General features: G+C 73.9%; 23 protein-coding genes and 1 riboswitch. Of the genes, 12 read left to right on the top strand and 11 right to left on the bottom strand.

The genetic code is table 11. The annotated features are described in order from the left end of the window. Positions 1-3: 3 nt before the first annotated feature. From amaP to KBY32_RS30315, 5 genes are read right to left on the bottom strand one after another with little or no spacing between them, the layout of a single operon-like run. Complete coding sequence (gene amaP / locus KBY32_RS30335) at positions 4-591, bottom strand: alkaline shock response membrane anchor protein AmaP (RefSeq protein ID WP_055621358.1); 588 nt, start codon at positions 589-591, stop codon at positions 4-6. Further along, positions 588-1,256: a DUF6286 domain-containing protein gene (locus KBY32_RS30330; protein WP_055621359.1), complete on the bottom strand. Its 669-nt coding sequence runs from the start codon at positions 1,254-1,256 to the stop codon at positions 588-590. The genes amaP and KBY32_RS30330 overlap by 4 nt, the downstream gene beginning before the upstream one ends. Further along, positions 1,253-1,636: an Asp23/Gls24 family envelope stress response protein gene (locus KBY32_RS30325; protein WP_210982353.1), complete on the bottom strand. Its 384-nt coding sequence runs from the start codon at positions 1,634-1,636 to the stop codon at positions 1,253-1,255. Before KBY32_RS30325 ends, KBY32_RS30330 begins: the two co-directional genes overlap by 4 nt. After that, positions 1,633-1,818, bottom strand: coding sequence for a hypothetical protein (locus KBY32_RS30320; protein WP_055621361.1), 186 nt, complete (start codon positions 1,816-1,818; stop codon positions 1,633-1,635). The genes KBY32_RS30325 and KBY32_RS30320 overlap by 4 nt, the downstream gene beginning before the upstream one ends. 49 nt (positions 1,819-1,867) lie before the next feature. After that, complete coding sequence (locus tag KBY32_RS30315) at positions 1,868-2,314, bottom strand: Asp23/Gls24 family envelope stress response protein (RefSeq protein WP_055621362.1); 447 nt, start codon at positions 2,312-2,314, stop codon at positions 1,868-1,870. 87 nt (positions 2,315-2,401) lie between these two features. On the opposite strand from KBY32_RS30315, the gene KBY32_RS30310 reads away from it, so the two are divergent. After that, positions 2,402-3,130, top strand: a complete 729-nt coding sequence (locus KBY32_RS30310; protein WP_210982352.1) for a nucleopolyhedrovirus P10 family protein — start codon at positions 2,402-2,404, stop codon at positions 3,128-3,130. A gap of 12 nt (positions 3,131-3,142) precedes the next feature. Here KBY32_RS30310 and KBY32_RS30305 read toward each other — a convergent pair whose 3' ends face one another. From KBY32_RS30305 to abc-f, 3 genes are all read right to left on the bottom strand, one after another. Continuing rightward, the gene (locus KBY32_RS30305) at positions 3,143-3,946 is read right to left on the bottom strand and encodes an enoyl-CoA hydratase/isomerase family protein (protein WP_055621364.1); all 804 of its coding nucleotides are present in this window, start codon (positions 3,944-3,946) and stop codon (positions 3,143-3,145) included. 167 nt (positions 3,947-4,113) lie between these two features. Next, positions 4,114-4,335 carry a helix-turn-helix domain-containing protein gene (locus tag KBY32_RS30300; RefSeq protein WP_004002281.1) on the bottom strand — a complete coding sequence of 74 codons (222 nt, stop codon included), beginning with the start codon at positions 4,333-4,335 and terminating at the stop codon, positions 4,114-4,116. A 335-nt stretch (positions 4,336-4,670) separates the two neighbouring features. Beyond that, complete coding sequence (gene abc-f, locus KBY32_RS30295) at positions 4,671-6,269, bottom strand: ribosomal protection-like ABC-F family protein (protein WP_055621365.1); 1,599 nt, start codon at positions 6,267-6,269, stop codon at positions 4,671-4,673. A 208-nt stretch (positions 6,270-6,477) separates the two neighbouring features. Between abc-f and KBY32_RS30290 the strand changes: the two genes are divergently transcribed. Further along, on the top strand, positions 6,478-6,891 hold the full coding sequence (locus KBY32_RS30290) for a VOC family protein (protein ID WP_055621366.1): 414 nt from the start codon (positions 6,478-6,480) through the stop codon (positions 6,889-6,891). Between the two features lie 16 nt (positions 6,892-6,907). Here KBY32_RS30290 and KBY32_RS30285 read toward each other — a convergent pair whose 3' ends face one another. The 3 genes from KBY32_RS30285 to KBY32_RS30275 form a co-directional block, all read right to left on the bottom strand. Further along, on the bottom strand, positions 6,908-8,311 hold the full coding sequence (locus tag KBY32_RS30285; RefSeq protein ID WP_181890299.1) for a hypothetical protein: 1,404 nt from the start codon (positions 8,309-8,311) through the stop codon (positions 6,908-6,910). A 338-nt stretch (positions 8,312-8,649) separates the two neighbouring features. Then, complete coding sequence (locus KBY32_RS30280; RefSeq protein WP_210982351.1) at positions 8,650-9,774, bottom strand: S9 family peptidase; 1,125 nt, start codon at positions 9,772-9,774, stop codon at positions 8,650-8,652. Positions 9,775-9,844: 70 nt separating this feature from the next. After that, positions 9,845-10,564 carry a class II aldolase/adducin family protein gene (locus KBY32_RS30275; protein ID WP_210982350.1) on the bottom strand — a complete coding sequence of 240 codons (720 nt, stop codon included), beginning with the start codon at positions 10,562-10,564 and terminating at the stop codon, positions 9,845-9,847. 198 nt (positions 10,565-10,762) lie between these two features. Between KBY32_RS30275 and KBY32_RS30270 the strand changes: the two genes are divergently transcribed. The 10 genes from KBY32_RS30270 (at position 10,763) to cobI (ending at position 24,308) form a co-directional block, all read left to right on the top strand. Continuing rightward, positions 10,763-11,530, top strand: coding sequence for a lysozyme (locus tag KBY32_RS30270; RefSeq protein ID WP_210982349.1), 768 nt, complete (start codon positions 10,763-10,765; stop codon positions 11,528-11,530). Between the two features lie 153 nt (positions 11,531-11,683). Then, entirely contained in the window at positions 11,684-12,916 is a 1,233-nt protein-coding gene (locus KBY32_RS30265; protein WP_055621370.1) for an inorganic phosphate transporter, read from the top strand. Between the two features lie 40 nt (positions 12,917-12,956). Beyond that, positions 12,957-13,178 carry a hypothetical protein gene (locus tag KBY32_RS30260; protein WP_210982348.1) on the top strand — a complete coding sequence of 74 codons (222 nt, stop codon included), beginning with the start codon at positions 12,957-12,959 and terminating at the stop codon, positions 13,176-13,178. Between the two features lie 95 nt (positions 13,179-13,273). After that, a riboswitch (cobalamin riboswitch) is annotated at positions 13,274-13,426 on the top strand. A 100-nt stretch (positions 13,427-13,526) separates the two neighbouring features. Next, complete coding sequence (locus KBY32_RS30255; RefSeq protein ID WP_210982347.1) at positions 13,527-14,489, top strand: cobalamin biosynthesis protein; 963 nt, start codon at positions 13,527-13,529, stop codon at positions 14,487-14,489. Further along, positions 14,486-15,994 carry a cobyric acid synthase gene (locus tag KBY32_RS30250; protein ID WP_210982346.1) on the top strand — a complete coding sequence of 503 codons (1,509 nt, stop codon included), beginning with the start codon at positions 14,486-14,488 and terminating at the stop codon, positions 15,992-15,994. Before KBY32_RS30255 ends, KBY32_RS30250 begins: the two co-directional genes overlap by 4 nt. After that, positions 15,991-19,644, top strand: a complete 3,654-nt coding sequence (cobN, locus tag KBY32_RS30245) for a cobaltochelatase subunit CobN (protein WP_210982345.1) — start codon at positions 15,991-15,993, stop codon at positions 19,642-19,644. Before KBY32_RS30250 ends, cobN begins: the two co-directional genes overlap by 4 nt. Next, positions 19,641-21,635: a putative cobaltochelatase gene (locus tag KBY32_RS30240; protein WP_210982344.1), complete on the top strand. Its 1,995-nt coding sequence runs from the start codon at positions 19,641-19,643 to the stop codon at positions 21,633-21,635. The genes cobN and KBY32_RS30240 overlap by 4 nt, the downstream gene beginning before the upstream one ends. Continuing rightward, a complete protein-coding gene (gene cobO / locus KBY32_RS30235) occupies positions 21,635-22,234 on the top strand; it encodes a cob(I)yrinic acid a,c-diamide adenosyltransferase (protein WP_210982343.1) in 600 nt (199 codons plus the stop codon). The genes KBY32_RS30240 and cobO overlap by 1 nt, the downstream gene beginning before the upstream one ends. Further along, positions 22,231-23,580 carry a cobyrinate a,c-diamide synthase gene (locus tag KBY32_RS30230; protein WP_210982342.1) on the top strand — a complete coding sequence of 450 codons (1,350 nt, stop codon included), beginning with the start codon at positions 22,231-22,233 and terminating at the stop codon, positions 23,578-23,580. Before cobO ends, KBY32_RS30230 begins: the two co-directional genes overlap by 4 nt. Beyond that, a complete protein-coding gene (cobI, locus tag KBY32_RS30225) occupies positions 23,577-24,308 on the top strand; it encodes a precorrin-2 C(20)-methyltransferase (protein WP_107096735.1) in 732 nt (243 codons plus the stop codon). Before KBY32_RS30230 ends, cobI begins: the two co-directional genes overlap by 4 nt. Positions 24,309-24,313 lie beyond the last annotated feature (5 nt).

The following is a 24,313-nucleotide window of genomic DNA, read 5'->3' as shown; positions in this document are numbered from 1 at the left end:
GGCTCAACTGACGCGTTCCGCACCATGCTTGACGCCCCTGAGGCGGACCTCAGCGGGCAGGGACGCCAGGCCCGCCGAATTGCGGGCGTGCGCGAGGGCCCCCTCGGTGAACGTGTCGAGCGCCGCCCCGGGGTCCACGTGCGGTTCCAACCGGAGCCGTACCCGGGTCTCGGGCGCGGTGCGCCGGCCCCGCAGATGGACACGGGCGCGCTGCACCCCCTCCTGGGCGGCGGCCTCGGTCGCGAGGGCGTCCGCCAGGGCGCGGCCCCGCAGCAGCGCGCCCTCGCCGTCGCCGGTGTCGACGAGGACCTCGGTGAGGCGGCGCCGGCGCAGGTTCGCCGTCAGCCACCACAGGGCGAGCAGGACCAGCACCGCGAGGGCGGCGATGACGACCGGCCACCACCAGTCGTCGTCCCGCCAGCGGGTCCGCTCGGCGTCGCTGAGCAGCACGTCGTGCCGGTCGTCGTGGATCCACCAGGAGGGCGCGGGCGCGCCCAGCCCGACGGCGAACACCGAGCCGCCGAGCAGGAACAGCACGAGTCCGACGAGCCCGACGAGCACCCTGTTCACGGTCCTGAGCACGGCCCTCACCCCTTCCGTCCCGGTTTCCGTACCCGTACGGACAGCGCGGGCTTCCGGGACAGCCCCAGGCCTCGCACGGTCTCGGTGAGCGTGGCGTCCAGCTCGGCGCGCACCTCGTCCAGGTCGCGGAAGTGCGAGACGGCCCGGACCTCGGCCTTGCGGCGGCGCACCCGGACCCGTACGGACTGGACGCCGGAGACCTCCATCGCCCGGTCGCGCAGGACCAGCGCGGCGAGGTCGCGGTGCAGCCCGGCGCGGACGTCGGCGTGGGTGCGCCGCATCGGCAGGACGGGCCGCAGTCCCGGGGTGGCCGCGAGGACGAGCAGCCACAGCCCGAGAACGGCGACCAGGCCCGCGCCGACCAGCACCCAGGTGTCGTCGAGGGGGCGGTGGGCGAGCTGGTCGGCCAGTTCCCGGCGCCAGCGCATGCCGGGCCGGCCGGCGCGCACGGAGACGATGTCGTACAGGAAGAAGCCGGCGACGACGAACACCGCCAGCGCGGTGAGCGCGGCGGGGATCCGGCGCGCCGACCAGAAGCGGCCCTCGCGGCCGGCGGGGGGCGGGGGTTCGTAGTCGGCCGCCGAGGACGACTGGCCGTAGTCGCCGGACCCGGTCGTCTTCTCCAGGACCGGCAGCCGCTCGGTGGCGCCGTCGGTCCCCTGGGACTCGGTCATCGCGTCCTCCCCTGGGCCGCGTCGCGCGTGGCCGCCGGGTGCAGCCGCTCGACGTGCACGGCGACCTCGGTCACCTCCATGCCCACCAACGCGCCTACCCGTTCGGTGACATGGCGACGCACGGCGGCGCAGCGCGCGCCGATGTCGGTGGGGTGGTCGAGCTCGACGTGGACGCGGGCGCGGACGGTGTCGTGCGCGACGACGACGTTGGCGTAGGGGCGTTCGGCGCCCGGGACCGGCGGCCCGACGGCCTCCCGGGCGCACTGCGAGGCGATCTTCGCGACGACCCGGTCGGCGATCCGCAGGGAGCCGCGCTCGCCGGGAGCGATCTCGGCCGGGGGTCTGCGGACCTCCGCCGCCCCGCCGCTCACGGCCGTCATCGCCGCCGTTCGTCGCGGGGGCGGAAGAAGTCGCCGAGCTCCCAGTCCCCCTCCAGGAACCGGCCGACGGCGAACCCGACGGCCCCCAGGGCCGCCACCAGCACAAAGGCGCCGAATCCGCCGAAGTACCCGGCGAAGGCCAGTGCCATGCCGGCGATCATGCCGACCACGGCCATGCTCATGCTGCGCTCCTCAGCTTCTCGGCGCCTTTACGGACCCTGCCCCGGTGGCTCATTGGATGCGGCGCTCCGGTTCCTCTTCCTCCTCGTCCGGCAGCTTCACGTCGGTCACCGCGATGTTGACCTCCACGACCTCGAGACCGGTCATCCGCTCCACCGCGGTGATCACGTTCTCGCGTACGTCGCGGGCGACGTCGGCGATCGACACGCCGTACTCGACGACGATCTCCAGGTCGAGCGCGGCCTGCTTCTCGCCGACCTCGGCCTTGACCCCGCGGGTGACCGACTTGTCCGTCCCGCCTCCGGGGACCCGGTCCCGCATGGCGCCGATGGTCCGCGACAGGCCGCTGCCCATCGCGTGCACGCCCTCCACGTCGCGGGTGGCCATTCCGGCGATCTTCTCCACGACGCCGTCGGCGATGGTGGTCCTGCCCCGGGCACCGGTGTCCGTGCCGCCGCGCCCGGCCCCCTGGATCTTCTGCTCCGTCATCTCGGTCATGGCCGTCCGTCCCTTTCGGTCGTCGTCCCTCGACCACCGTAAGCATGGTTACGGGATACCGCGCCATGGATACGGCAGGCTGGAGGAATGACGACGGCAGATCGGTTGCAGCGGGCGGTGCGGCGCCAGACCGGACTCGGACGGCTACTGCCGCTGGGCGGCGCGCGCGACGGCGCGTGGATCTTCGAGAAGGCGGCCGAGGCGGTGCTGCGGCGCGCGGCGGAGCCGGTGCGCGACGCCCGGCTGGGCGCGCTGCGGATCGGGCCGGCCGGTCCGGACGGCACCGCCGAGCCGGTGGTGCCGCCCCCGCCGAGCGCCCTGCCGCCGGGCCCGCTGCGGATCACGGCTGAGTGCGCGGCGGCCGGCGCCGAGCCGCTCCCGGTCACGGCGGACCGGCTGCGCGCAGCGCTGTCCGCCGCCTCGGATCACCTCGGTCTGACGGTGACCGAGGTGGATCTGCGGGTGACGGCCCTGTTCGACGAGGACGGCTCGGACGAGGGACCCGCCCCGGTGCGGGCGCCCGAGCCGATGCCGCCCGCCCGGCCCGCGAACCCGGACGAGGAGCGGGTGACGGCCGTCGCGCTGGCGGTCCCCGGGGTCGCCGGGCTCACGGGGGCGCTGGGCGGGCCGGGGCGTTCCGTGCACGTCGAGACGCGGCAGGAGGGTGCCGCCCTGCCGCATCGGCATGTGCGTGTGGAGGTGGCGGTCGCCGCGGACCACCGGGCCGTGGAGGTTGCCCGGGAGGTGCGCGAGCGGGTCGGCCGGGCGCTCGCGGACCGGCCGACGGTGGCCGTGGTGGTCACCTCCGCCGGCTGACCGGCGCGCGGCTCACTCGCCGAGGCCGGCCAGGTCCCGCAGCCGGCGGGCCTGCGCGGCCCGCTCGGCGCCGCGCTGCTCGTCGTAGGTCCGGTCCGTGGCACCGCGCAGCAGCGCCTTGGTCTCCACGACGGCGTCCCGCGGCGCGGCGACGATCGCCCCGGCCAGGTCCCGTACGGCGTCGTCGAGCTGGTCCGCGGGCACGGCGAGGTTGGCGAGCCCGCTGGTCACTGCCTCCTCGGCCGACACGAAGCGGCCCGTCACACAGATCTCCAGCGCGCGGCCGTAGCCGACGAGCCCGACGAGCGGATGCGTGCCCGTCAGGTCGGGAACCAGCCCGAGGCCGGTCTCGCGCATGGCGAACTGCACGTCGTCGGCGACGACGCGCACGTCACAGGCGAGCGCGAGCTGGAAGCCCGCCCCGATGGCGTGTCCCTGCACGGCGGCGATGGACACCAGGTCGTTGCGCCGCCACCAGGTGAACGCCTCCTGGTAGCCCGCGATCGCGGCGTCGAGCTCGCCGTCGCTGCTGCGCGCGAGGTCGATGAAGGAGGGTTCGCCCTCGATCCCCTCGGGCGTGAACATGGCGCGGTCGAGCCCGGCGGAGAAGGACTGGCCCTCACCGCGCAGCACGACGACCCGCACGCTGCCCGGCAGGACGCGCCCGGCCTCGGCGAGCGTCCGCCACATGGCGGGGCTCTGCGCGTTGCGCTTGGCCGGGTTGGTCAGGGTCACCGTCGCGATCGCGCCGTCGACGGTGAGCCGGACGTTGTCCTTGTCGAGCAGGGGAGCGAGTTCCTGGTCGGGCGAAGCCATGGGGTGCCTCCGATGCGTGCGGTCAGCCTGCGGATGCCGAGTTGAAGGCACCCACTAAGTGACTGCACAGTAACCACCCGGTCGATCCGGAGTCCCGCCGGGCCCCTCAAGGGCTCAGGGGAGGACCGGCCGGGTGGTCACCATCGAAGACGATGGACCGCCCGGGATCAGGACGATGCGGCCTTCTTGCCTCGCGTCGCCCCGCCACGCCCACGCAGCGTGACGCCCGATTCGCTGAGCATCCGGTGGACGAAGCCATACGAGCGGCCGGTCTCCTCGGCCAGTGCCCGGATGCTCGCACCGGAGTCGTACTTTTTCTTCAGGTCTGCCGCGAGCTTGTCGCGCGCGGCGCCGGTCACCCGGCTGCCCTTCTTCAGAGTCTCGGCCACCCGTGCCTCCTCATGGGAAGTGCGCTCTGGTCTCCTCATGATCACCCCTCCGGGGCTACATGGCCACCCATTCGGCAAGGTCCGTGAGACATGGTTGTGACGACAGGAGTGCGTCCCCACATACGGAATAGGGAATTCCGTGATCTCGCGTCCGTACAGCCGAACGGGTTCATTTGTGAATTCCCAGGTCAGCGTCCTGGCATGCGCGCGCCCCCGCCGATAACCGACGAGGGCGCGAAATCGATGTACTACACACCTCGGTACGAGGAGATCTCACACAGATGGTGGATCACCCGTGGGCCGAATGATCCATAGCCCGTGGATCACGCATTCGATCAAGCGAGGGCGACGAGATCCGCGTAGCCGGCGCCCCACAGGTCCTCGACACCGTCGGGCAGCAGGATGATCCGCTCCGGCTGCAGGGCCTCGACGGCGCCCTCGTCGTGGGTGACGAGGACGACGGCGCCCTTGTAGGTGCGCAGCGCGCCGAGGATCTCCTCGCGGCTGGCCGGGTCGAGGTTGTTGGTGGGCTCGTCGAGCAGCAGGACGTTCGCCGAGGAGACGACCAGGGTGGCGAGGGCGAGACGGGTCTTCTCGCCGCCGGAGAGCACGCCGGCCGGCTTGTCGACGTCGTCGCCGGAGAACAGGAACGAGCCGAGCACCTTGCGGACCTCGACGAGGTCCATGTCGGGGGCCGCCGAGCGCATGTTCTCCAGGACGGTGCGGTCGGGGTCCAGGGTCTCGTGCTCCTGGGCGTAGTAGCCGACCTTCAGCCCGTGACCGGGGATGACCGCGCCGGTGTCCGGCTGCTCCACCCCGGCGAGCAGCCGGAGCAGGGTCGTCTTGCCGGCGCCGTTGAGGCCGAGGATGACCACGCGGGAGCCCTTGTCGATGGCCAGGTCGACGTCGGTGAAGATCTCCAGGGAGCCGTACGACTTCGACAGGCCCTCGGCGGTGAGCGGGGTCTTGCCGCAGGGGGCGGGCTCGGGGAAGCGCAGCTTGGCGACCTTGTCGGACTGGCGGACCTCCTCCAGACCGGACAGCAGGCGCTCGGCGCGGCGGGCCATGTTCTGGGCGGCGACCGTCTTGGTGGCCTTGGCGCGCATCTTGTCGGCCTGGGCGTTGAGCGCGGCGGCCTTCTTCTCGGCGTTCTGCCGCTCGCGCTTGCGGCGCTTCTCGTCCGCCTCGCGCTGCTGCTGGTAGAGCTTCCAGCCCATGTTGTAGACGTCGATCTGGGCGCGGTTGGCGTCCAGATAGAAGACCTTGTTCACGACCGTCTCGACCAGGTCGACGTCGTGGGAGATCACGATGAAGCCGCCGCGGTACGTCTTCAGGTAGTCCCGCAGCCAGACGATCGAGTCGGCGTCGAGGTGGTTGGTGGGCTCGTCGAGGAGCAGGGTGTCGGCGTCCGAGAAGAGGATGCGGGCGAGCTCGATACGGCGGCGCTGACCACCGGAGAGGGTGTGCAGCGGCTGGCCGAGCACCCGGTCGGGCAGGTTGAGCGCGGCGGCGATGGTCGCGGCCTCGGCCTCGGCGGAGTAGCCGCCCTTGGTGAGGAACTCCGTCTCCTGGCGCTCGTACTGCTTGAGGGCCTTCTCGCGGGTGGCGCCCTTGCCGTTGGCGATGCGCTGTTCGTTGTCGCGCATCTTGCGGATCAGCACGTCGAGGCCGCGCGCGGAGAGGATCCGGTCGCGGGCGAGGACGTCGAGGTCGCCGGTGCGGGGGTCCTGCGGGAGGTAGCCGACCTCGCCCGAGCGGGTGATCTGTCCGGCGGCGGGGATGCCCTCGCCGGCCAGGCACTTGGTGAGGGTCGTCTTGCCCGCGCCGTTGCGGCCGACGAGGCCGATGCGGTCGCCCTTGGCGACCCGGAAGGTCGCGGACTCGATGAGGACGCGCGCGCCGGCGCGCAGCTCGATACCGGTGGCGGAGATCACGGTCAGACTCCAGGGCGGGGCTAGGTGGCGGTATGGGCGGCTGAAGGACAGTCCCGCCGTCTAATGCGCGAGGAGAATGGCCATGGGGCCAGTCTAACGGGGCCGTGCAAGCGCTTTTCCCGGGTTCGGACGACCGGCGACGGGTCATGCATCACACCGGCGGCGGCGACGGCCGCCCGGTTTTCGTACGGCACGGAAGGGTGACGGCATGGCGGGTACGGGCGGTGGGCGTCCGGGCATCAGCCCGACGCTGCTCTACACGGACGCCAAGGCGGCGGTCGAACAGCTCACGAACGCCTTCGGGTTCACCGCGCTCGCGGTGTACGAGGGCGACGACGGCAAGGTCGTGCACGCCGAACTGGCGCAGGGCGACGGGGTGGTGATGCTGGGCTCCCGGGGCACCGGCAGCGCCTTCGACCGGGCGATGAAGGGCGCGGGCCCGGCCGGGGTGTACGTCGTCGTGGACGAGGTCGACGCACACCACCGGCGGGCCGTGGAGCACGGCGCGGACATCCTGATGCCCCCGACCGACCAGGACTACGGCGGCCGGGACTACATGGCCCGCGATCTGGAGGGCAACGTGTGGAGCTTCGGCACCTACGTCCCCGGGACGCCCGGCTGAGGGGCGCCGGCCCGGCTCAGCTGCCCCCGGTGTGCACCTGGAAGGCGGCGCGGCGCACGGCCTTGGCGAGCGCCGGGTCGGGGTGCGCGGCAGCGAGGGCGACCAGGACCTGCACGGTGCGGGGGTGGCCGACGGCACGCACCTCGTCGAGGAGGGCGGGCACGGTCGGCTGCACCGCGGACTCCAGGTGCCGCACGAGCATCGGGGCCTCGCCGTGGTCGGCGACCGCGGCGGCGGTGTCGACCCACAGCCAGGTGGCCTCCTCGCGGGTCAGCACCTCGTGGGCGTCCTCGGGGTCGACGCCGTCGTGCTCGGCGAGCCACAGCAGGGCGTAGGGGCGCAGGGCGGGCTCGTCGGCGACCGCGCGCACATCGGGTTCGGCGGGGGCGCCGACGACGCGCAGCGCCTCGAAGGCGAGGCCGCGCAGCAGGGCGTCGTCGCCGCGGGCGGCGGCCAGCAGCTCGGTGACGGCGCTGCCGACGGGGCGGGCGGCGAGCCAGGCGCGGTACTCGTCGCGGGCGGCGTTGGGGCGCAGCTGGGCGCAGCCGCGCAGCATGTCCTCGGCGGACCGCTCGAAGTTCCCGGCGGGGCTCTGGGCGGCCACGCAGATCTGCTCCAGCTTGACCCAGACCGCCCAGCTGCCGAGCGGGGTCAGGGTGGCCTGGGCGGCGCCGTAGGTGAGGGCGCCGACGGAGGCGAGGGCGGTGAGGGCCCAGTCGAGCAGCGGGGCGAGCGGGGTGTCCTCGGCGGGTCTCGCGTCGGGCAGCGGCTCGGGCTGGGGTCCGTAGGGGATCTCGCAGCGTTCGGTGCGCAGCTCGGTGACGCGCTGCTCCAGCAGGTCCAGGAGCTGCTCGACGGGGACGGGCCCGGCGGACAGCTGGAGGAAGGACAGCACCTGGGGCAGGGCCGAGACGACGTCGGCGACGGCCGCGTGGTCGAGGTGGGCGGGCTCGGGGTGGGCCAGCGACCAGGCGTCGAAGAGGGCGACCCAGCCGCGCAGGACGGCGCTGTCGTCGCGGTCCCAGGCGCGCAGCCGCCAGCTGGGGCGGGCGCTGTCGCCGTGCACCTCGACGAGGCCGGCGAGCCGGGCGGTGTCCCAGTCGGCGCGGACCTGAGTCACGGTCAGGCCGAGGGCGCGGGCCGCGCGTTCGGCGGTCTCGTCGGAGAGGGTGCCTTTGCCGTCGGGGTTCGCGTTCGTCCGGCCGGGCCGCAGGGCGGTGTCGGCCCAGAGGGCGACACGGACCGCGCCGGCGAGCAGGGAGCGTGCCGTTCCGGCCAGCTCGGAGCGGGCCGGTGTGCCCTCCGGCGGCCGGGGCGCGGGCCGGCGCGGGCGCCGCTGGTTCACTGCTCCGGGGGCGGCGGCCAGGGGTCGCGGGCGGACGAGTCGAAGCCTGGAGTCGCGCGGGATACGGGACGTCACGGGTGCAGTCTTCCGGTTGACGGTCCGAAAACCCAAACGGAATGCCGTGGGCGGCTCCGGGGGCGGGCCGCGCAGGGGGTCCGACGGGTGCCCGGGCGCCGGGAACAGGCCAGCGGTACGGCCTTAAACGGAATGGCACGGCAGCGGGCGGGGGCGCGGCTTCGGCGAGGGCCTTTCGTTTGGATCAGGCCGGATCAGGGAGCGGGGTCTGGTGCCGTGCATCGCAAGGCGGAGGAGGGCGCCATGGCGGAGCCATGGCAACCGACGACAACGCGGCGAGGCGCGGTGCCAGACCCCGCGAGCCCGGCCTGATCCAAAGGAAAGGCCCTAGGGGTGTCTCAGACCAGCGGGGTCAGGAAGCGGCGCAGCGACTCCTCGTAGAACTCCGGGTCGGCGTTCCACATGGCGGCGTGCGGAGCGTCCCGCACGGTGTGCAGGGTGACCAGGTCGGGGTGGGCCCTGGCCAGGCGGCGGGAGAGGGTCCAGGGGGCCACCCGGTCGCCGGGGCCGTGGAAGACGACGGTGGGGACCGTGACGCCCTCGAAGACATCGGCGCCGGAGCGGTCGGCGGTGAGGTTCGCGCGGCCCTGGGCGGCGCGGACGGCGAGGGGCAGCAGGGCGCTCGGGGTGTGCCGGGCGGCGGCCAGGGCACGCAGCGTGGTCTCCCAGCTGAGCACCGGGGAGTCCAGGACGAGCCCGGCGACCCGGTCGCGCAGGCTGGAGCGGGCGGCGGCGCGCAGCGCCATGGTGGCGCCGGTGGACCAGCCGAGCAGCACGACCTTGCGGGCGCCGTAGCGGACGGCGTAGCGGATCGCGGCGTCGACGTCGCGCCACTCGGTCTCGCCGAGGTGGTTCAGGCCGTCCGGGGAGCGGGGCGCGCCGAGGTCGCCGCGGTAGGCGAGGGCGAGCACCGGGACATGGCGGGCGTGCAGGGGCCGCATGAGGTTCATGGCGTGTTCGCGGGTGGTGCCCAGGCCGTGCACGGCGATGATCCAGGTGCCCCGGGCGCCGGGCACGAACCAGGCGGGCAGGGGCCCGAGTTCACCGGGGATGTCGATGTCGGCGTGGTCGAGGCCGAGGGTGGCGCGGGGGTTGCCGACGTACACGTTGGGGGTGAGCCAGACGCTGTCGCCGGGCTTGAGGTCGCCGTGGGTGACGCGCTCCAGGCGCCGGACGACGGTGTCGGCGGAGTGCGGCGCGTCGTCGAGGACGGGCCCGACGACGGCGTGCGAGCCGTCACCGGCCAGGCCGTAGGTGCCGGGGCGCAGCGAGGCCAGGTCGCGGGTGAGGGTGATCTGCCCGGGGGCCGTGGCGTGCACGGTGAGCCGGGGTTCGGTGGGCAGCGGGCGGCCGGGGGGCGCCGTCAGGGCGGCGCCGCTGGCGAGCCGCCCGGCGGCGACGCTCGCGGCGCCGGCGGCCAGGGCCACGGTGACGGCTGCGGCCGTCGTTCGGACAGTGCGCACCCGTCCAGTGTCCGGAACGACGGGTCGGTCGGCCAGTGGGAGGGCGGGGCGGGGTGACGCGGCCCCGGTGTCAGCCCCGCTGCCCGTACCCCTTCAGCCGCTCCCCCACCTCCGCCACCTGCTCCTCGGAGAGGAGGGCCGGGGTCAGGCCGGGGACCGAGGAGGCCGTGAGCCAGACGCGGCACATCCACTCCAGCTGGGCCGTGCGGTCGTACGCCTGGTCCAGGGTGGCGCCGTGGGCGACGGTGCCGTGATTGCGCAGGAGGCAGGCGGTGCGGCCGGTGAGGGCCCGCAGCATGTTCTCGGCCAACTCCCGCGTGCCGTACGTCGCGTAGGGGGCGACCCGGACGGGTCCGCCGAGGGCTGCGGCCATGTAGTGGATCAGCGGGAGCTCGGTCACGAGGGTCGAGACGGCCGTCGCGTGGACGGCGTGGGTGTGCACGACCGCGCGGGCGTCGCCGGCGCCGTAGACGGCCAGGTGCATGGGCAGCTCGCTGGTCGGCACCAGCGTGCCGAGCACCTGCCGGCCGTCGAGGTCGACGCCGGTGACGTCCCGGGGTGTGAGCCGGTCGTAGGGCACGCCGGACGGGGTGACCAGCACGGTGTCCCCGACGCGGACAGAGACGTTCCCGGAAGTGCCGACCACGAGGCCCTCGGTGACGGTCCGCCGGGCCGTCGCGACCAGTGCCTCCCAGGCCGCCGCCTCCTCGGGCCGCACCGTGCGCCGGTCCGCGGCCTCCCCGGCCCGCGGTTCCCGTGCGTCCCCCTGCTCCCACCGTTCCTCAGCCATACGGCGATCCTGCCAGGCGGGGTGCGCGAAGTCGCCGGTGCGCGGGGGCACTTTAGGGCGGAGGGGCGACCTCCGGGAGGGCGCATAGCGGCACATATCACCCACACCATCTTCTTGGCGTGCAATCGATCAGAGTTCAACGATCTTCCGATAATCTCCGGGTGATTTGCCGCACACGTCGCCATTCCGGGGGGAACCATGGCCCGTGCCCGCAAACCGTCCCGTCGCCGTGACCGGCGCACCCACCACTCCCGTCTCGCGGCGGCCTGCGCGGCGCTGCTGGCGCTGAGCGCCACCGCCCTCGCCGGGACCCCGGCCGCCGCCGCCGGGAAACCGAGAGGCCACGACGTCTCCTCGCACCAGAAGAACGTCGACTGGGAGGCCGGCCGGGCGGAGGGCGCCCGGTTCGTCTACGTCAAGGCGACCGAGTCACACACCTACCGAAACCCGTACTACGCCCAGCAGTACGACGGCTCCCGCGCCGCCGGCCTGGTGCGCGGCGCCTACCACTTCGCCCTGCCGGACCGCTCCTCGGGCCGGGCGCAGGCGGCGTTCTTCGTGCGCAACGGCGGCGGCTGGCGGCCCGACGGCTGGACCCTGCCGCCGGCGCTCGACATCGAGTACAACCCGTACAGCGAGAAGCACAAGTGCTACGGGCTGCCGAAGGCGGCGATGGCCTCCTGGGTCCGGGCGTTCAGCGACGAGGTGCGCCGGCTGACCGGCCGCCGCCCGGTGATCTACACCACCGCCCACTGGTGGAACACCTGCACCGGGTCCTCCCGCGCCTTCGCCGGCGACCACGCGCTGTGGGTGGCCCGCTACGATGCATCGAGCCCCGGAACGTTGCCTTCCGGATGGCGCGCCTGGACCTTCTGGCAGTACGACAACGCCGGCAGCCTGCCGGGTGACCAGAATCTCTTCAACGGGTCGCCGGCACAGCTCAAGAGGTTCGCCCGGGGCCGCTAGCCGGGCCCCGCCCGGGCCGTGCGGACGGAGGGCTTCCGTTCATCGGGGAAACCCTCCCTCCCGGACACCGTGCGGCCCGCCCCAGTTCACCTTCCGTTCACTCAGGTTTCCTACGTTCATCGAGCCAATGACCTCGAACGATTGCCTGGGTAAATGGAAAACTTCTCGCTGATCCTCGCGATCGTGGTGGTAACCGCGCTCGCGTTCGATTTCACGAACGGTTTTCACGACACCGCCAACGCGATGGCCACCACCATCTCGACCGGTGCGCTCAAGCCCAAGGTCGCGGTGGCCATGTCCGCCGTGCTCAACCTTGTGGGCGCCTTCCTCTCGGTGGAGGTCGCCAACACGATCTCCAAGGGTCTCGTCGACGAGACCGGCATCCGTCCCGAGGTCATCTTCGCCGCGTTGGTCGGCGCGATCCTCTGGAACCTCCTGACCTGGCTGGTGGGCCTGCCCTCCAGTTCGTCGCACGCCCTCATGGGCGGCCTGATCGGCGCCGCCATCGCCTCGGCCGGCGTCGGCGCCGTCCACGGCGACGTGCTCGTCACCAAGGTCCTGCTCCCGGCCATCGCCGCCCCGATCGTCGCGGGCGTCGCGGCCCTGCTGGCCACGCGGCTCACCTACCGGCTCGGCCGGAAGGCCGACGGCGAGGCCGCGAAGAAGGGCTACCGCGCCGGCCAGATCGCCTCCGCGGGCCTCGTCTCGCTCGCCCACGGCACCAACGACGCGCAGAAGACCATGGGCATCATCACCCTCGCCCTGGTCGCGGGCGGCGCCCTCGCCCCCGACTCGGACCCGCCCACCTGGGTCATCCTCTCCGCCGGTCTGGCCATCGCGCTCGGCACCTACCTCGGCGGCTGGCGCATCATCCGCACCATGGGCAAGGGCCTGACCGACCTCCAGCCGCAGCAGGGCTTCGCCGCCCAGACCAGCGCCGCGACGGTCATCCTGGCCTCCTCGCACCTCGGCTTCTCGCTGTCCACCACGCACTCCGTGTCCGGCGCCGTGATGGGCGCGGGCCTCGGCCGCAAGGGCGGTGTGGTCCGCTGGTCCACGGCCACCCGGATGTTCGTCGCCTGGGGCCTGACGCTGCCGGCCGCCGCGCTGGTCGCCGCGCTCGCCGAGTACGTGACCGGCCTCGGCAGCTGGGGCACCGCCGTCGTCGCGGTCTTCCTGGTCGCCTCCAGTTTCGCGATCTGGAAGATCTCCCGCCGCGAGGTCGTCGACCACACCAACGTCAACGCCGACGAAGAGCCGGCCGGTGTGGTGACCACCGCCATGGCCGCCGTGACCCCGCCTCCCACGGGCACGGTGACCGAGGACCTCGCGGTCACCGTCCCGGCTCCGGCCACCGGACCCAAGCCCACCAAGCTCGGCGTCTGACTCCCGGTCACTCCTCCCGGCAACCCAAGGAAGCAGCAGTATGAAGATCGACTGGGCGGCTCTCGGCTCCGTCTTCGGTGTCAGTCTCGTGGTCACGGTGGCCCTCGTGGGCCTGTTCACCCTCGGCATCGCGGGTCTCTCGCGCCGCGAACGGGCGGTCGCCCAGGGCGGCTCGGCCGCGCTCGCGGTCACCGGCGCCTACGCGTGCTTCGCCGCCTGCACGGCGGCCGTGGCCTACGGCATCTATCTCATCGTGGCCTGACGTACGGCCTTCGACTCCTGAGGTGCGTGACGGAACTCCGTCGCGCACCTTCGGTGTGTGTGGGCCTGCGCACACTCTCCCGTCGCAGGTCACAGGCAAGTTGACGGTCGTCGCGACCCGTGGTGGACTTCCGGAGCCATCTACGGCGGCAGAAGAGGAAGCCGGTGCGAATCCGGCGCGGTCCCGCCACTGTCACCGGGGTAGATACCCCCGGGAGCCAGGAACTCTCGCCGCCGGTCTCGTCGAACCAGGGCGTGGACACCCTGAGTGAGGACATCACGCGATGCTCGCCTGCCGATCGTCACGCAGTACCGGACCCCTGTCCGACGCCACCACCGGCTGAACCCCGTGCGTGCCGAACGCGTCTTCGCGTACGGCGCCGCCGCCGGACTCCTCGGTGACCTGCTGCTCGGCGATCCACGCCGGGGGCATCCGGTCGCCGCGTTCGGACGTGCCGCGGGCGCCGTGGAACGGGTGTTGTGGCGCGACGACCGCGCCTGGGGTCTGCTGCACACCGCCGTGTGCGCCGGTGGCGCCGTGGCGGCCGCCGGGCTCGCCGCACGCGCCGTGCGCCCCTCCCCCGCCGCCTCCGTCGCCCTGACCGGCGCCGTCACCTGGGCCGTCGTCGGCGGTACGTCACTCGCCCGGGAGGCCCGGACGATCGGGCGCGCCCTGGAGGCCGGGGACGTCGAGGCGGCCAGGGCGCGGCTGCCGCATTTGTGCGGACGGGACCCGCAGGCGCTGGACGCCGACGGGATCGCGCGGGCCGTCGTGGAGTCCGTCGCCGAGAACACCTCGGACGCCGTGGTCGGCGCCCTGGTGTGGGGAGCCGTCGCCGGGGTGCCGGGCCTCGCGGGCTTCCGGGCCGTCAACACCCTCGACGCCATGGTCGGGCACCGCTCCCCCAGGTACCGCCGCTACGGCTGGGCCTCGGCGCGCCTCGACGACGTCGCCGGCTGGCCGGGCGCCCGGCTGACCGCCGCGCTGGCCGCCGTCGCCGGGGGCGACCCCCGGGGCGCCGTACGGGCCTGGCGGGCCGACGCCCACCGTCATCCGAGCCCCAACGCGGGCCCCGTGGAGGCCTCGTTCGCGGGGGCGCTCGGCGTGCGGCTGGGCGGGACGCTGTCGTACGGCGGCCGAGTGGAGCACCGGCCCGTGCTCAACGGCGCCGCCGGACGGGCCGTCGAGGTCGGGGACATCGAGCGGGCCGTCCGGCTCTCGCAGCGGGTGGGCGTGCTCGCGCTGGGCGTGTGCGCCGGCGCCCGGCTGCTGCTGGGGCGCCGGCGCGGGACGAGAGGACGGACCTCGTGAACGGTGGACTCCTGGTCGCCGGCACCACCTCCGACGCCGGCAAGAGCGTCGTCACCGCCGGGATCTGCCGGTGGCTGGTGCGGCAGGGCGTGAAGGTGGCGCCCTTCAAGGCGCAGAACATGTCGCTGAACTCGTTCGTGACCCGCGAGGGCGCGGAGATCGGGCGCGCGCAGGCCATGCAGGCCCAGGCCTGCCGGGTGGAGCCGACCGCGCTGATGAACCCCGTGCTGCTCAAGCCCGGCGGCGACCGCAGCAGCCAGGTCGTGCTGCTCGGCCGGCCGGTCGGCGAGATGAGCGCCCGCGGCTACCACGGCGGCAGGCAGGAACAGTTGCTCGGCACCGTGCTCGACTCGCTCGCCGAACTGCGGGGCGCGTACGACGCGGTGATCTGCGAGGGCGCGGGCTCCCCGGCCGAGATCAACCTGCGCCGCACCGACATCGTGAACATGGGGATCGCGCGCGGCGCGGGCCTGCCCGTGCTGGTCGTCGGCGACATCGACCGCGGCGGTGTCTTCGCCTCGTTCTTCGGGACCGTGGCACTGCTGGCGCCCGAGGACCAGGAGCTGGTCGCCGGGTTCCTCGTCAACAAGTTCCGCGGGGACGTCTCGCTGCTGGAACCGGGCCTGGACATGCTGCACGGCCTCACCGGCCGGCGGACGTACGGCGTGCTGCCCTTCCAGCACGGCCTCGGCATCGACGAGGAGGACGGCCTGCGGGTGTCGCTGCGCGGGGCGGTGCGCGAGTCCGAGGTGGCCGCCCCGGTCGGCGAGGACGTGCTGCGGGTCGCCGTGTGCGCGGTGCCGCTGATGTCCAACTTCACCGACGTCGACGCCCTCGCCGCCGAACCGGGCGTGATCGTGCGGTTCGTGGACCGGCCGGAGGAGCTGGCCGACGCCGATCTGGTGGTCGTGCCCGGCACCCGCGGCACCGTGAAGGCGCTGCGCTGGCTGCGCGAGCGGGGGCTGGCGGCGGCTCTGGTCCGACGGGCCGCGGAGGGCCGGCCGATCCTCGGGATCTGCGGCGGCTTCCAGGTCCTCGGCGAGCACATCGAGGACGACGTCGAGAGCCGCGCCGGCCATGTCGACGGCCTCGGTGTGCTGCCCGTGCGGGTGCGGTTCGCCCGCGAGAAGACCCTGACCCGGCCCGTCGGCGAAGCGCTCGGCGAACCCGTCGAGGGCTACGAGATCCACCACGGCGTCGCCGAGGTCCTGGCGGGGGAACCCTTCCTGGACGGCTGCCGGGTCGGGCAGACCTGGGGCACGCACTGGCACGGCTCGCTGGAGTCGGACGGCTTCCGGCGTGCCTTCCTGCGGGAGGTGGCGGCCGCCGCGGGCCGCCGCTTCGTGCCGGCGCCCGGCACTTCCTTCGCCGCGCTGCGCGAGGAGCAGCTCGACCGGCTCGGCGATCTCATCGAACACCACGCGGACACGGACGCGCTGTGGCGGCTCATCGAGTCGGGCGCGCCGCGAGGACTGCCCTTCATCCTACCGGGAGCGCCCGCATGAGCACTGTGTTGTTGCTGTCGACCGCCGACACCGACCTGCTGGCGGCACGCGCCGGCGACGCCGCGTACCGGATCGGCAACCCGACCCGGCTGGACGTCGAGGGCGAGCTGCCCGCGCTGATCGAGGGCGCCGACATCGCCGTCGTACGGCTGCTGGGCGGGAAACGGGCCTGGGAGGACGGGCTCGCCGCACTCAAGGCGTCGGGGGTGCCGACCGTCCTGCTGGGCGGCGAGTCGGTGCCGGACGCCGAGCTGATGGCCGAGTCGTCGGTGCCGGCCGGTGTGGTCGCGGAGGCGCTGAAGTACCTGGTGGCGGGCGGCCCCGCCAACCTCACCGAGCTGGCCCGCTTCCTGTCCGACACCGTGCTGCTGACGGGCGAGGGGTTCCTGGAGCCGCGCCCGATGCCCGAGTACGGCGTGCACGGCTCGCGTCCGTGGCGGGACGGCCGGCCGACGGTGGGCGTGCTCTTCTACCGGGCCCACCACCTCAGCGGCAACACCGCGTTCGTGGACACGCTGTGCGACGCGATCGAGGCCCGGGGCGCCAACGCGCTGCCCGTGTACTGCGGTTCGCTGCGCGGCGCGGACGACGGGCTGTACGAGATCCTGGGCCGGGCCGACGCCCTGGTCGCCACCGTCCTCGCGGCGGGCGGCACCCACGCCTCGCAGGCTTCCGCGGGCGGCGACGAGGAGGCCTGGGACATCGGCCGGCTCGCCGAGCTGGACGTGCCGGTCCTGCAGGGGCTGTGCCTGACGTCCTCGCGGGCCGCCTGGGAGGAGTCCGACGCGGCGCTGTCCCCGATGGACGCGGCGATGCAGGTGGCGATCCCCGAGTTCGACGGGCGCCTGGTCACCGTGCCGTTCTCGTTCAAGGAGCAGGGCCCGGACGACGTGCCGGTGTACGTGGCCGACCCGGAGCGGGCCGCGCGGGTCGCCGGGATCGCCGTCCGGCACGCCCGGCTGCGGCACAAGCCGAACGCCGAGAAGAGGCTGGCGCTCGTCTTCACCGCCTACCCGACCAAGCACTCCCGCGTCGGCAACGCGGTCGGCCTGGACACACCCGCCTCGGCGGTACGGGTGCTGGACGCGCTGTCCGAGGCGGGCTACGCGCTCACCGCATACCCGGACAACGGCGACGAGTTGATCCACCGGCTCATCGAGGCCGGCGGCCACGACGTCGAGTGGCTGACCGAGGAGCAGCTGGCGTCGGCGCCCGCGCGGGTGCCGCTCGCCGACTACCGCGCTTGGTTCGACACGCTGGACACGGACCTCAGGCAGGCCATGCTGGACGCGTGGGGCGAGCCGCCGGGCTCGCTGTACGTCGACGGCGACGACATCGTGCTGGCGTCGCTCCGGTTCGGGAACGTCGTCGTGATGATCCAGCCGCCGCGCGGCTTCGGCGAGAACCCCATCGCGATCTACCACGACCCGGACATGCCGCCCTCGCACCACTACATGGCGGCCTACCGCTGGCTGGAGAACAGTTTCGGCGCCGACGCGATCGTGCACATGGGCAAGCACGGCACGATGGAGTGGCTGCCCGGCAAGGGCCTCGGGCTGAGCCGAGGCTGCGCCCCGGACGCCGTCCTCGGCGAACTGCCGCTGGTCTACCCGTTCATCGTGAACGACCCCGGCGAGGGCACCCAGGCCAAGCGGCGCGGCCACGCCACCGTCGTCGACCACCTCGTCCCGCCGATGGCCCGCGCCGACACCTACGGCGACCTGGCCAAGCTGGAGCAGCTGCTGGACGAGTACGCGCTCGTCTCCGATCTGGACCCGACGAAGGCGCCGGCGGTGCGCGCGCAGATCTGGACGCTGGTGAAGGCGGCCGAACTCCACCACGACCTGCATGTCGACGAGCAGCCTGACGACGACGCGTTCGACGAGTTCGTCATGCACATCGACGGCTATCTGTGCGAGATCAAGGACGTGCAGATCCGCGACGGGCTGCACATCCTGGGCGGCGGCCCGGTGGGCGAGCCGCGGGTGAACCTGGTGCTTGCGGTGCTGCGCGCCTCCCAGGTGTGGGGCGGGCAGGCGAACGCGATCCCGGGGCTGCGGGCCTCGCTGGCCGCCCACTTCGGCCTGGTCGAGGCGGAGTTGCTGGCCGAGCCGGGGGCGCCGGTGAAGGTCCCGGCCGAGCTGACGGACCTGGTGGACGGCCCGGCGCGCACGGCGTCCGACGCGATCGATCTGCTGGAGCAGCTGTGCCGGCGGATCGCGGAGGGCCTGGAGGACCGGGGCTGGGCGGTCGCCGAGAGCCGGGACGTGCTGCGCGCGGTCCTCGGCGCCGAACTCCCGGACGCCCTGCGGGTGCTGGAGTTCGCCTGTACCGAGGTCGTGCCGCGGCTGGCCCGCACCACGGACGAGATCGGGCACATCCTCAAGGCGCTCGACGGCGGCTATGTCCCGGCGGGCCCCTCGGGCTCCCCGACGCGCGGTCTGGTCAACGTGCTGCCGACCGGCCGGAACTTCTACTCCGTCGACCCCAAGGCGATCCCGTCCCGGCTGAGCTGGGAGGTCGGGCAGTCCCTCGCCGACTCGCTGGTGCAGCGCTACCTCCAGGACACGGGCGAGTACCCCAAGTCGGTGGGCCTGACGGTGTGGGGCACGTCGGCCATGCGCACCCAGGGCGACGACATCGCGGAGATCCTGGCGCTCCTGGGCTGCCGCCCGGTGTGGGACGACGCCTCGCGCCGGGTCACCGGCTTCGAGGTGGTCGGCCTGGCGGAGCTGGGGCGGCCCCGCATCGACGTCACCGTCCGGATCTCCGGGTTCTTCCGGGACGCGTTCCCGCACGTCGTCGGGCTGATCGACGACGCCGTACGGGCGGTCGCCGAGCTGGACGAGCCGGCCGAGCAGAACTTCGTGAAGGCGCACGCCGACGAGGACACCGCCGCGCACGGCGACCGGCGGCGCGCCACGGCCCGGGTCTTCGGCTCGAAGCCGGGCGCGTACGGCGCCGGGCTGCTGCCGCTGATCGACGCCCGCAACTGGCGTTCGGACGCCGACCTCGCGGAGGTGTACGCGGTCTGGGGCGGCTACGCCTACGGGCGCGGGCTGGACGGGCGGGCGGCGCGCGGCGACATGGAGACGGCGTTCCGGCGGATCAACATCGCCGCGAAGAACGTCGACACGCGTGAGCACGACCTCGTCGACGCCGACGACTACTTCCAGTACCACGGCGGCATGGTCGCGATGGTGCGGCATCTGACGGGCAGCAGCCCGGAGGCGTACGTGGGCGATTCGGCCACGCCCGACCAGGTGCGCACCCGCACGCTCGGCGAGGAGACCCACCGGGTGTTCCGGGCCAGGGTGGTGAACCCGCGATGGATGGCGGCGATGCGCCGGCACGGCTACAAGGGCGCCTTCGAGATGGCGGCGACCGTGGACTACCTGTTCGGCTACGACGCCACGGCCGGCGTGGTCGACGACTGGATGTACGAGAAGCTCTCGGCCGCGTACGTCTTCGACGCGGAGAACCGGGACTTCATGAGGAAGTCCAACCCGTGGGCGCTGCGCGGCATCACCGAGCGGCTGCTGGAGGCCGCCGACCGCGGCCTGTGGGCGGAGCCGGACGCGGAGACGCTGGACCGGCTGCGGGCCACCTATCTGGAGCTCGAAGGCGACCTGGAGGGCGACGAGAAGTGACCACCCCCTTTCCTTTCACGGCCGTGGTCGGCCAGGACGACCTGCGGCTCGCGCTGCTGCTGAACGCCGTGTCCCCGGCGGTCGGCGGGGTGCTGGTGCGCGGCGAGAAGGGCACCGCCAAGTCGACGGCGGTCCGGGCCCTTTCGGCGCTGCTGCCGGAGGTGTCCGTCGTCGCCGGGTGCCGTTTCTCGTGCGATCCGGCGGCGCCCGACCCGGGCTGCCCGGACGGGCCGCACGAGGCGGGCACGGGTGCCTCCCGGCCGTCCCGTATGGTCGAGCTCCCCGTCGGCGCCTCGGAGGACCGGCTGGTCGGCGCCCTGGACATCGAGCGGGCGCTCGCGGAGGGCGTGAAGGCGTTCGAGCCGGGCCTGCTCGCCGACGCGCACCGCGGCATCCTCTACGTCGACGAGGTGAACCTCCTCCACGACCACCTGGTCGATCTGCTGCTGGACGCGGCGGCGATGGGCGCGTCGTACGTGGAGCGCGAGGGTGTCTCCGTGCGGCACGCCTCGAAGTTCCTGCTCGTCGGCACGATGAACCCCGAAGAGGGCGAGCTGCGGCCGCAGTTGCTGGACCGGTTCGGGCTGACCGTGGAGGTCGCGGCGTCCCGGGAGCCGGGCCAGCGGGTGGAGGTCGTCCGGCGGCGCCTCGCCTACGACGACGACCCGGCCGGTTTCGCGGCCCGCTGGGCGGACGAGGAGTCCGCGGTCCGGCAACGGATCGTCGCGGCGCGCGAGTTGCTGCCGTCGGTGCGGCTCGGTGACGGCGCGCTGCGGCAGATCGCGGCGACCTGTGCCGCGTTCGAGGTGGACGGTATGCGGGCGGACATCGTGATGGCCCGGACGGCCGTCGCGCTGGCCGCGTGGGCCGGGCGCACCGATGTGCTCGCGGAGGACGTCCGGCAGGCGGCGCTGCTCGCGCTGCCGCACCGCAGGCGCCGCAACCCCTTCGACGCGCCGGGCCTGGACGAGGACAAGCTGGACGAGACGCTGGAGGAGTTCGGCGGCCCGGACGACGATCCGGACCCGGACCCCGGCCCGGACGGCCCCGGCGGGGGCGGCGGTCAGCCGGACCCCGACGACGCGCCCCAGGGCGACGGGGACACCGCGGCCCGCCCCGAGGCCGGCGAGAACGGGCAGCCGCGGCCCTCGGGAGCCGGCGAGCAGTCGCCCGTACGGGCCTCGGAGCCCTTTCGCGCCAAGGTGCTGAGCGTGCCCGGGATCGGTGAGGGGGCCGCCGGTCGGCGGTCGCGGGCGCGGACCGAGCACGGGCGGACCACGGGCGCCCGCCGCCCCAAGGGCGCGCTGACGAAGCTGCACCTCGCGGCGACCGTGCAGGCGGCGGCGCCCCATCAGAGGGCGCGTGGACGGTCCGGGCCGGGCCTGGTCGTACGCCGGGACGATCTGCGCCAGGCCACCCGTGAGGGGCGCGAGGGCAATCTCGTGCTGTTCGTGGTGGACGCCTCCGGGTCGATGGCGGCCCGGCAGCGGATGAGTGCCGTGAAGGGGGCCGTGCTGTCGCTGCTGCTGGACGCCTACCAGCGGCGGGACAAGGTGGGCCTGGTGACGTTCCGGGGGTCGGCCGCCGAGGTCGCGCTGCCGCCGACGTCGTCGGTGGACGCGGCGGCGGCCCGGCTGGAGACGCTGCCGACGGGCGGGCGCACCCCGCTCGCCGCGGGGCTGCTGCGGGCCCACGAGGTGCTGCGCGTGGAGCGGTTGCGCGATCCCGCGCGCCGGCCGCTGGTGGTGCTGGTGACGGACGGGCGGGCCACCGGCGGTCCCGAGCCGGTCGCCCTGGCCGGGCGCGCGGCGCGGCTGTTCGCGGCCGACGGGGTCGCCTCGGTCGTCGTGGACTGCGAGTCGGGCCCGGTGCGGCTCGGGCTCGCCGGGCAGCTGGCGGGCGAACTGGGCGGTACGGCGGTGACGCTGGACGAGCTGCGCGCGGACAGCATCGCCGGACTGGTGAAGGACGTGCAGAGGAGGGCCGCGTAATGCCGCAGGGACAGCCGAGTGTGGTGCCGGACGACGGGCTGACGACACGTCAGCGGCGCAACCGGCCGCTGGTGGTCGTGCACACGGGCATCGGCAAGGGCAAGTCGACCGCGGCCTTCGGGCTGGCGCTGCGCGCCTGGAACCAGGGGTGGCCCATCGGGGTGTTCCAGTTCGTGAAGTCGGCCAAGTGGAAGGTCGGCGAGGAGAACGCGCTGCGGGTGCTCGGCGCCAGCGGCCAGGGCGGCACCGTCGACTGGCACAAGATGGGCGAGGGCTGGTCCTGGGTGCAGCGGGACGCGCAGCTCGACAACGAGGAGAAGGCCCGCGAGGGCTGGGAGCAGGTCAAACGGGACCTGGCCGCCGAGACGTACAGGCTGTACGTGCTGGACGAGTTCGCGTATCCCCTGCACTGGGGGTGGATCGACACCGACGAGGTCGTGGAGGTGCTGCGGGCCCGGCCCGGCACCCAGCACGTCGTGATCACCGGGCGGAACGCGCCGGAGAAGCTGGTCGCGTACGCCGACCTGGTGACCGACATGTCCAAGGTGAAGCATCCGATGGACGCCGGCCAGAAGGGCCAGAGGGGCATCGAGTGGTGAGCCCGTCCGTCCCCCGGCTGGTCGTGGCCGCGCCCTCCTCGGGCAGCGGCAAGACCACCGTCGCCACCGGGCTGATGGCCGCGTTCGCCGCGCGGGGCCTCGCCGTGTCCCCGCACAAGGTGGGCCCGGACTACATCGACCCCGGCTATCACGCGCTCGCCACCGGGCGGGTGGGCCGCAACCTCGACGCCTATCTGTGCGGCCCTGACCTGATCGGCCCGCTGTTCCGGCACGGGGCGCGGGGCTGCGACCTCGCCGTGGTCGAGGGTGTGATGGGGCTGTTCGACGGGGCCGCCGGCGAGGGCGAGCTGGCCTCCACGGCACAGGTCGCGAAGCTGCTGCGGGCGCCGGTGGTGCTGGTCGTGGACGCCTCGTCGCAGTCCCGTTCGGTGGCGGCGCTCGTGCACGGGTTCGCGTCCTGGGACCCGGAGGTGCGGATCGGCGGGGTGATCCTCAACAAGGTCGCCTCCGACCGGCACGAGGAACTGCTGCGGGAGGCGCTGGACTCGGCGGGCGTGCCGGTGCTGGGCGTGCTGCGGCGGGCCGCGCCGGTGGACACGCCGTCCCGGCATCTGGGGCTGGTCCCGGCCGCGGAACGGCACGCCGACGCGGTGGAGGCCGTGGCGGCGATGGGGGCGCAGGTCGAGGCCGGATGCGATCTGGACGCCCTGTTGGCGCTGGCGCGCGGAGCCGGGCAGCTGGCGTGCGACGCCTGGGAGCCGCCGGCCGTCGCGCCGGGCGGCCGGACGGTGGTCGCCGTGGCCGGCGGACCGGCGTTCACGTTCTCCTACGCGGAGCACGCCGAACTCCTCACCGCCGCCGGGGCCGACGTCGTCCCCTTCGATCCGCTGCGGGACGAGGGCCTGCCGGACGGCACGGCCGGGCTGGTGATCGGGGGCGGGTTCCCCGAGGTGTACGCCGCCGAGCTGTCCGCGAACGAGCCGCTGCGCAAGGCCGTCGGCGATCTCGCGGCGAGCGGCGCCCCGGTGGCCGCCGAGTGCGCGGGGTTGCTGTATCTGTGCCGTGAGCTGGACGGGCTGCCGATGTGCGGGGTGCTGGACGCCACGGCCCGGATGACGGAGCGGCTCACGCTCGGCTACCGGGACGCCGTCGCCGTCGGGGACAGTCCGCTCGCCGTCGCGGGGACGCGGATGCGGGCCCACGAGTTCCACCGGACTGTCGTCGAGCCGGGCGCGGGGCCGGCGCCCGCCTGGGGCGTGCGCGCGCCCGAGCGGCGCGTCGAGGGGTTCGTGCACGGGGGCGTGCACGCGAGTTATCTGCACACCCACTGGGCCGCCGAACCCGGTGTGGCCCGTCGGTTCGTCGAGAGGTGCCGGACGTCATGAGCAGCAGGCTGATCGGAGTCGGGGTGGGCCCCGGCGACCCGGAGCTGGTGACCGTCAAGGGCGTCAACGCGCTGCGCGCCGCCGACGTGGTCGTCGTCCCCGTGATGGACAGCGGGGAGCGGGGGCGCGCCGAGGCGACCGTGCTGCACTACGTGCCCGCCGAGAAGGTCGTCCGGGTGGTGTTCGCGCTGAACGAGCGCACGGACCGCGCCCGGCGGGAGGCCGCCTGGGACGCGGCAGGGCGGCGGGTCGCCGAGCTGCTGGCCGGGCACTCGGCCGTCGCCTTCGCCACCATCGGCGACCCCAACGTGTACTCGACGTTCACCTATCTCGCGCAGACGATCGTCGCGTCGGTGCCGGGCACCGTCGTCGAGACGGTCCCGGGCATCACCGCCATGCAGGACCTCGCGGCGCGCTCCGGTGCCGTCCTGACCGAGGGGACCGAGCCGCTGACCCTGGTGCCCGTGACGGCCGGGGCGGCGGTGCTCAAGGAGGCCCTGGCCGGGCCCGGCACGGTCGTCGCCTACAAGTTCGGGCGCCAGGCGCGCGAGGTCGCCGAGGCGCTGCGCGAGAGCGGGCGCGCCGACGGCGCGGTGTGGGGGTCGGCGCTGGGGCTGCCGGAGGAGTCGATCCGTCCGGCCGCCGACCTCGACGACGCCCCGCTGCCCTATCTGTCGACGCTCATCGCACCGGCCCGCCGCGACGGCGGCCGGGGCGGAAAGCTCTGAACCTC

Origin of the sequence: Streptomyces sp. RK62 (genome assembly GCF_018070255.1) — a bacterium.
In the GTDB taxonomy this organism is placed as follows: domain Bacteria; phylum Actinomycetota; class Actinomycetes; order Streptomycetales; family Streptomycetaceae; genus Streptomyces; species Streptomyces nigra.
The sequence above is the reverse complement of the archived record's forward strand: the minus strand, read 5'-3'. Positions and strand labels throughout refer to the sequence as shown.

Coding starts and splice junctions, on each gene's coding strand:
- KBY32_RS30320 (WP_055621361.1), bottom strand. CDS start 1,818: ATGAGCATGGCCGTGGTCGGCATGATCGCCGGCATGGCACTGGCCTTC.
- cobN (WP_210982345.1), top strand. CDS start 15,991: ATGAGCACTGTGTTGTTGCTGTCGACCGCCGACACCGACCTGCTGGCG.
- KBY32_RS30270 (WP_210982349.1), top strand. CDS start 10,763: ATGGCCCGTGCCCGCAAACCGTCCCGTCGCCGTGACCGGCGCACCCAC.
- KBY32_RS30275 (WP_210982350.1), bottom strand. CDS start 10,564: ATGGCTGAGGAACGGTGGGAGCAGGGGGACGCACGGGAACCGCGGGCC.
- KBY32_RS30260 (WP_210982348.1), top strand. CDS start 12,957: ATGAAGATCGACTGGGCGGCTCTCGGCTCCGTCTTCGGTGTCAGTCTC.
- KBY32_RS30265 (WP_055621370.1), top strand. CDS start 11,684: ATGGAAAACTTCTCGCTGATCCTCGCGATCGTGGTGGTAACCGCGCTC.
- KBY32_RS30305 (WP_055621364.1), bottom strand. CDS start 3,946: ATGGCTTCGCCCGACCAGGAACTCGCTCCCCTGCTCGACAAGGACAAC.
- cobO (WP_210982343.1), top strand. CDS start 21,635: ATGCCGCAGGGACAGCCGAGTGTGGTGCCGGACGACGGGCTGACGACA.
- KBY32_RS30315 (WP_055621362.1), bottom strand. CDS start 2,314: ATGACCGAGATGACGGAGCAGAAGATCCAGGGGGCCGGGCGCGGCGGC.
- KBY32_RS30290 (WP_055621366.1), top strand. CDS start 6,478: ATGGCGGGTACGGGCGGTGGGCGTCCGGGCATCAGCCCGACGCTGCTC.
- KBY32_RS30310 (WP_210982352.1), top strand. CDS start 2,402: ATGACGACGGCAGATCGGTTGCAGCGGGCGGTGCGGCGCCAGACCGGA.
- KBY32_RS30330 (WP_055621359.1), bottom strand. CDS start 1,256: ATGACCGAGTCCCAGGGGACCGACGGCGCCACCGAGCGGCTGCCGGTC.
- KBY32_RS30325 (WP_210982353.1), bottom strand. CDS start 1,636: ATGACGGCCGTGAGCGGCGGGGCGGCGGAGGTCCGCAGACCCCCGGCC.
- cobI (WP_107096735.1), top strand. CDS start 23,577: ATGAGCAGCAGGCTGATCGGAGTCGGGGTGGGCCCCGGCGACCCGGAG.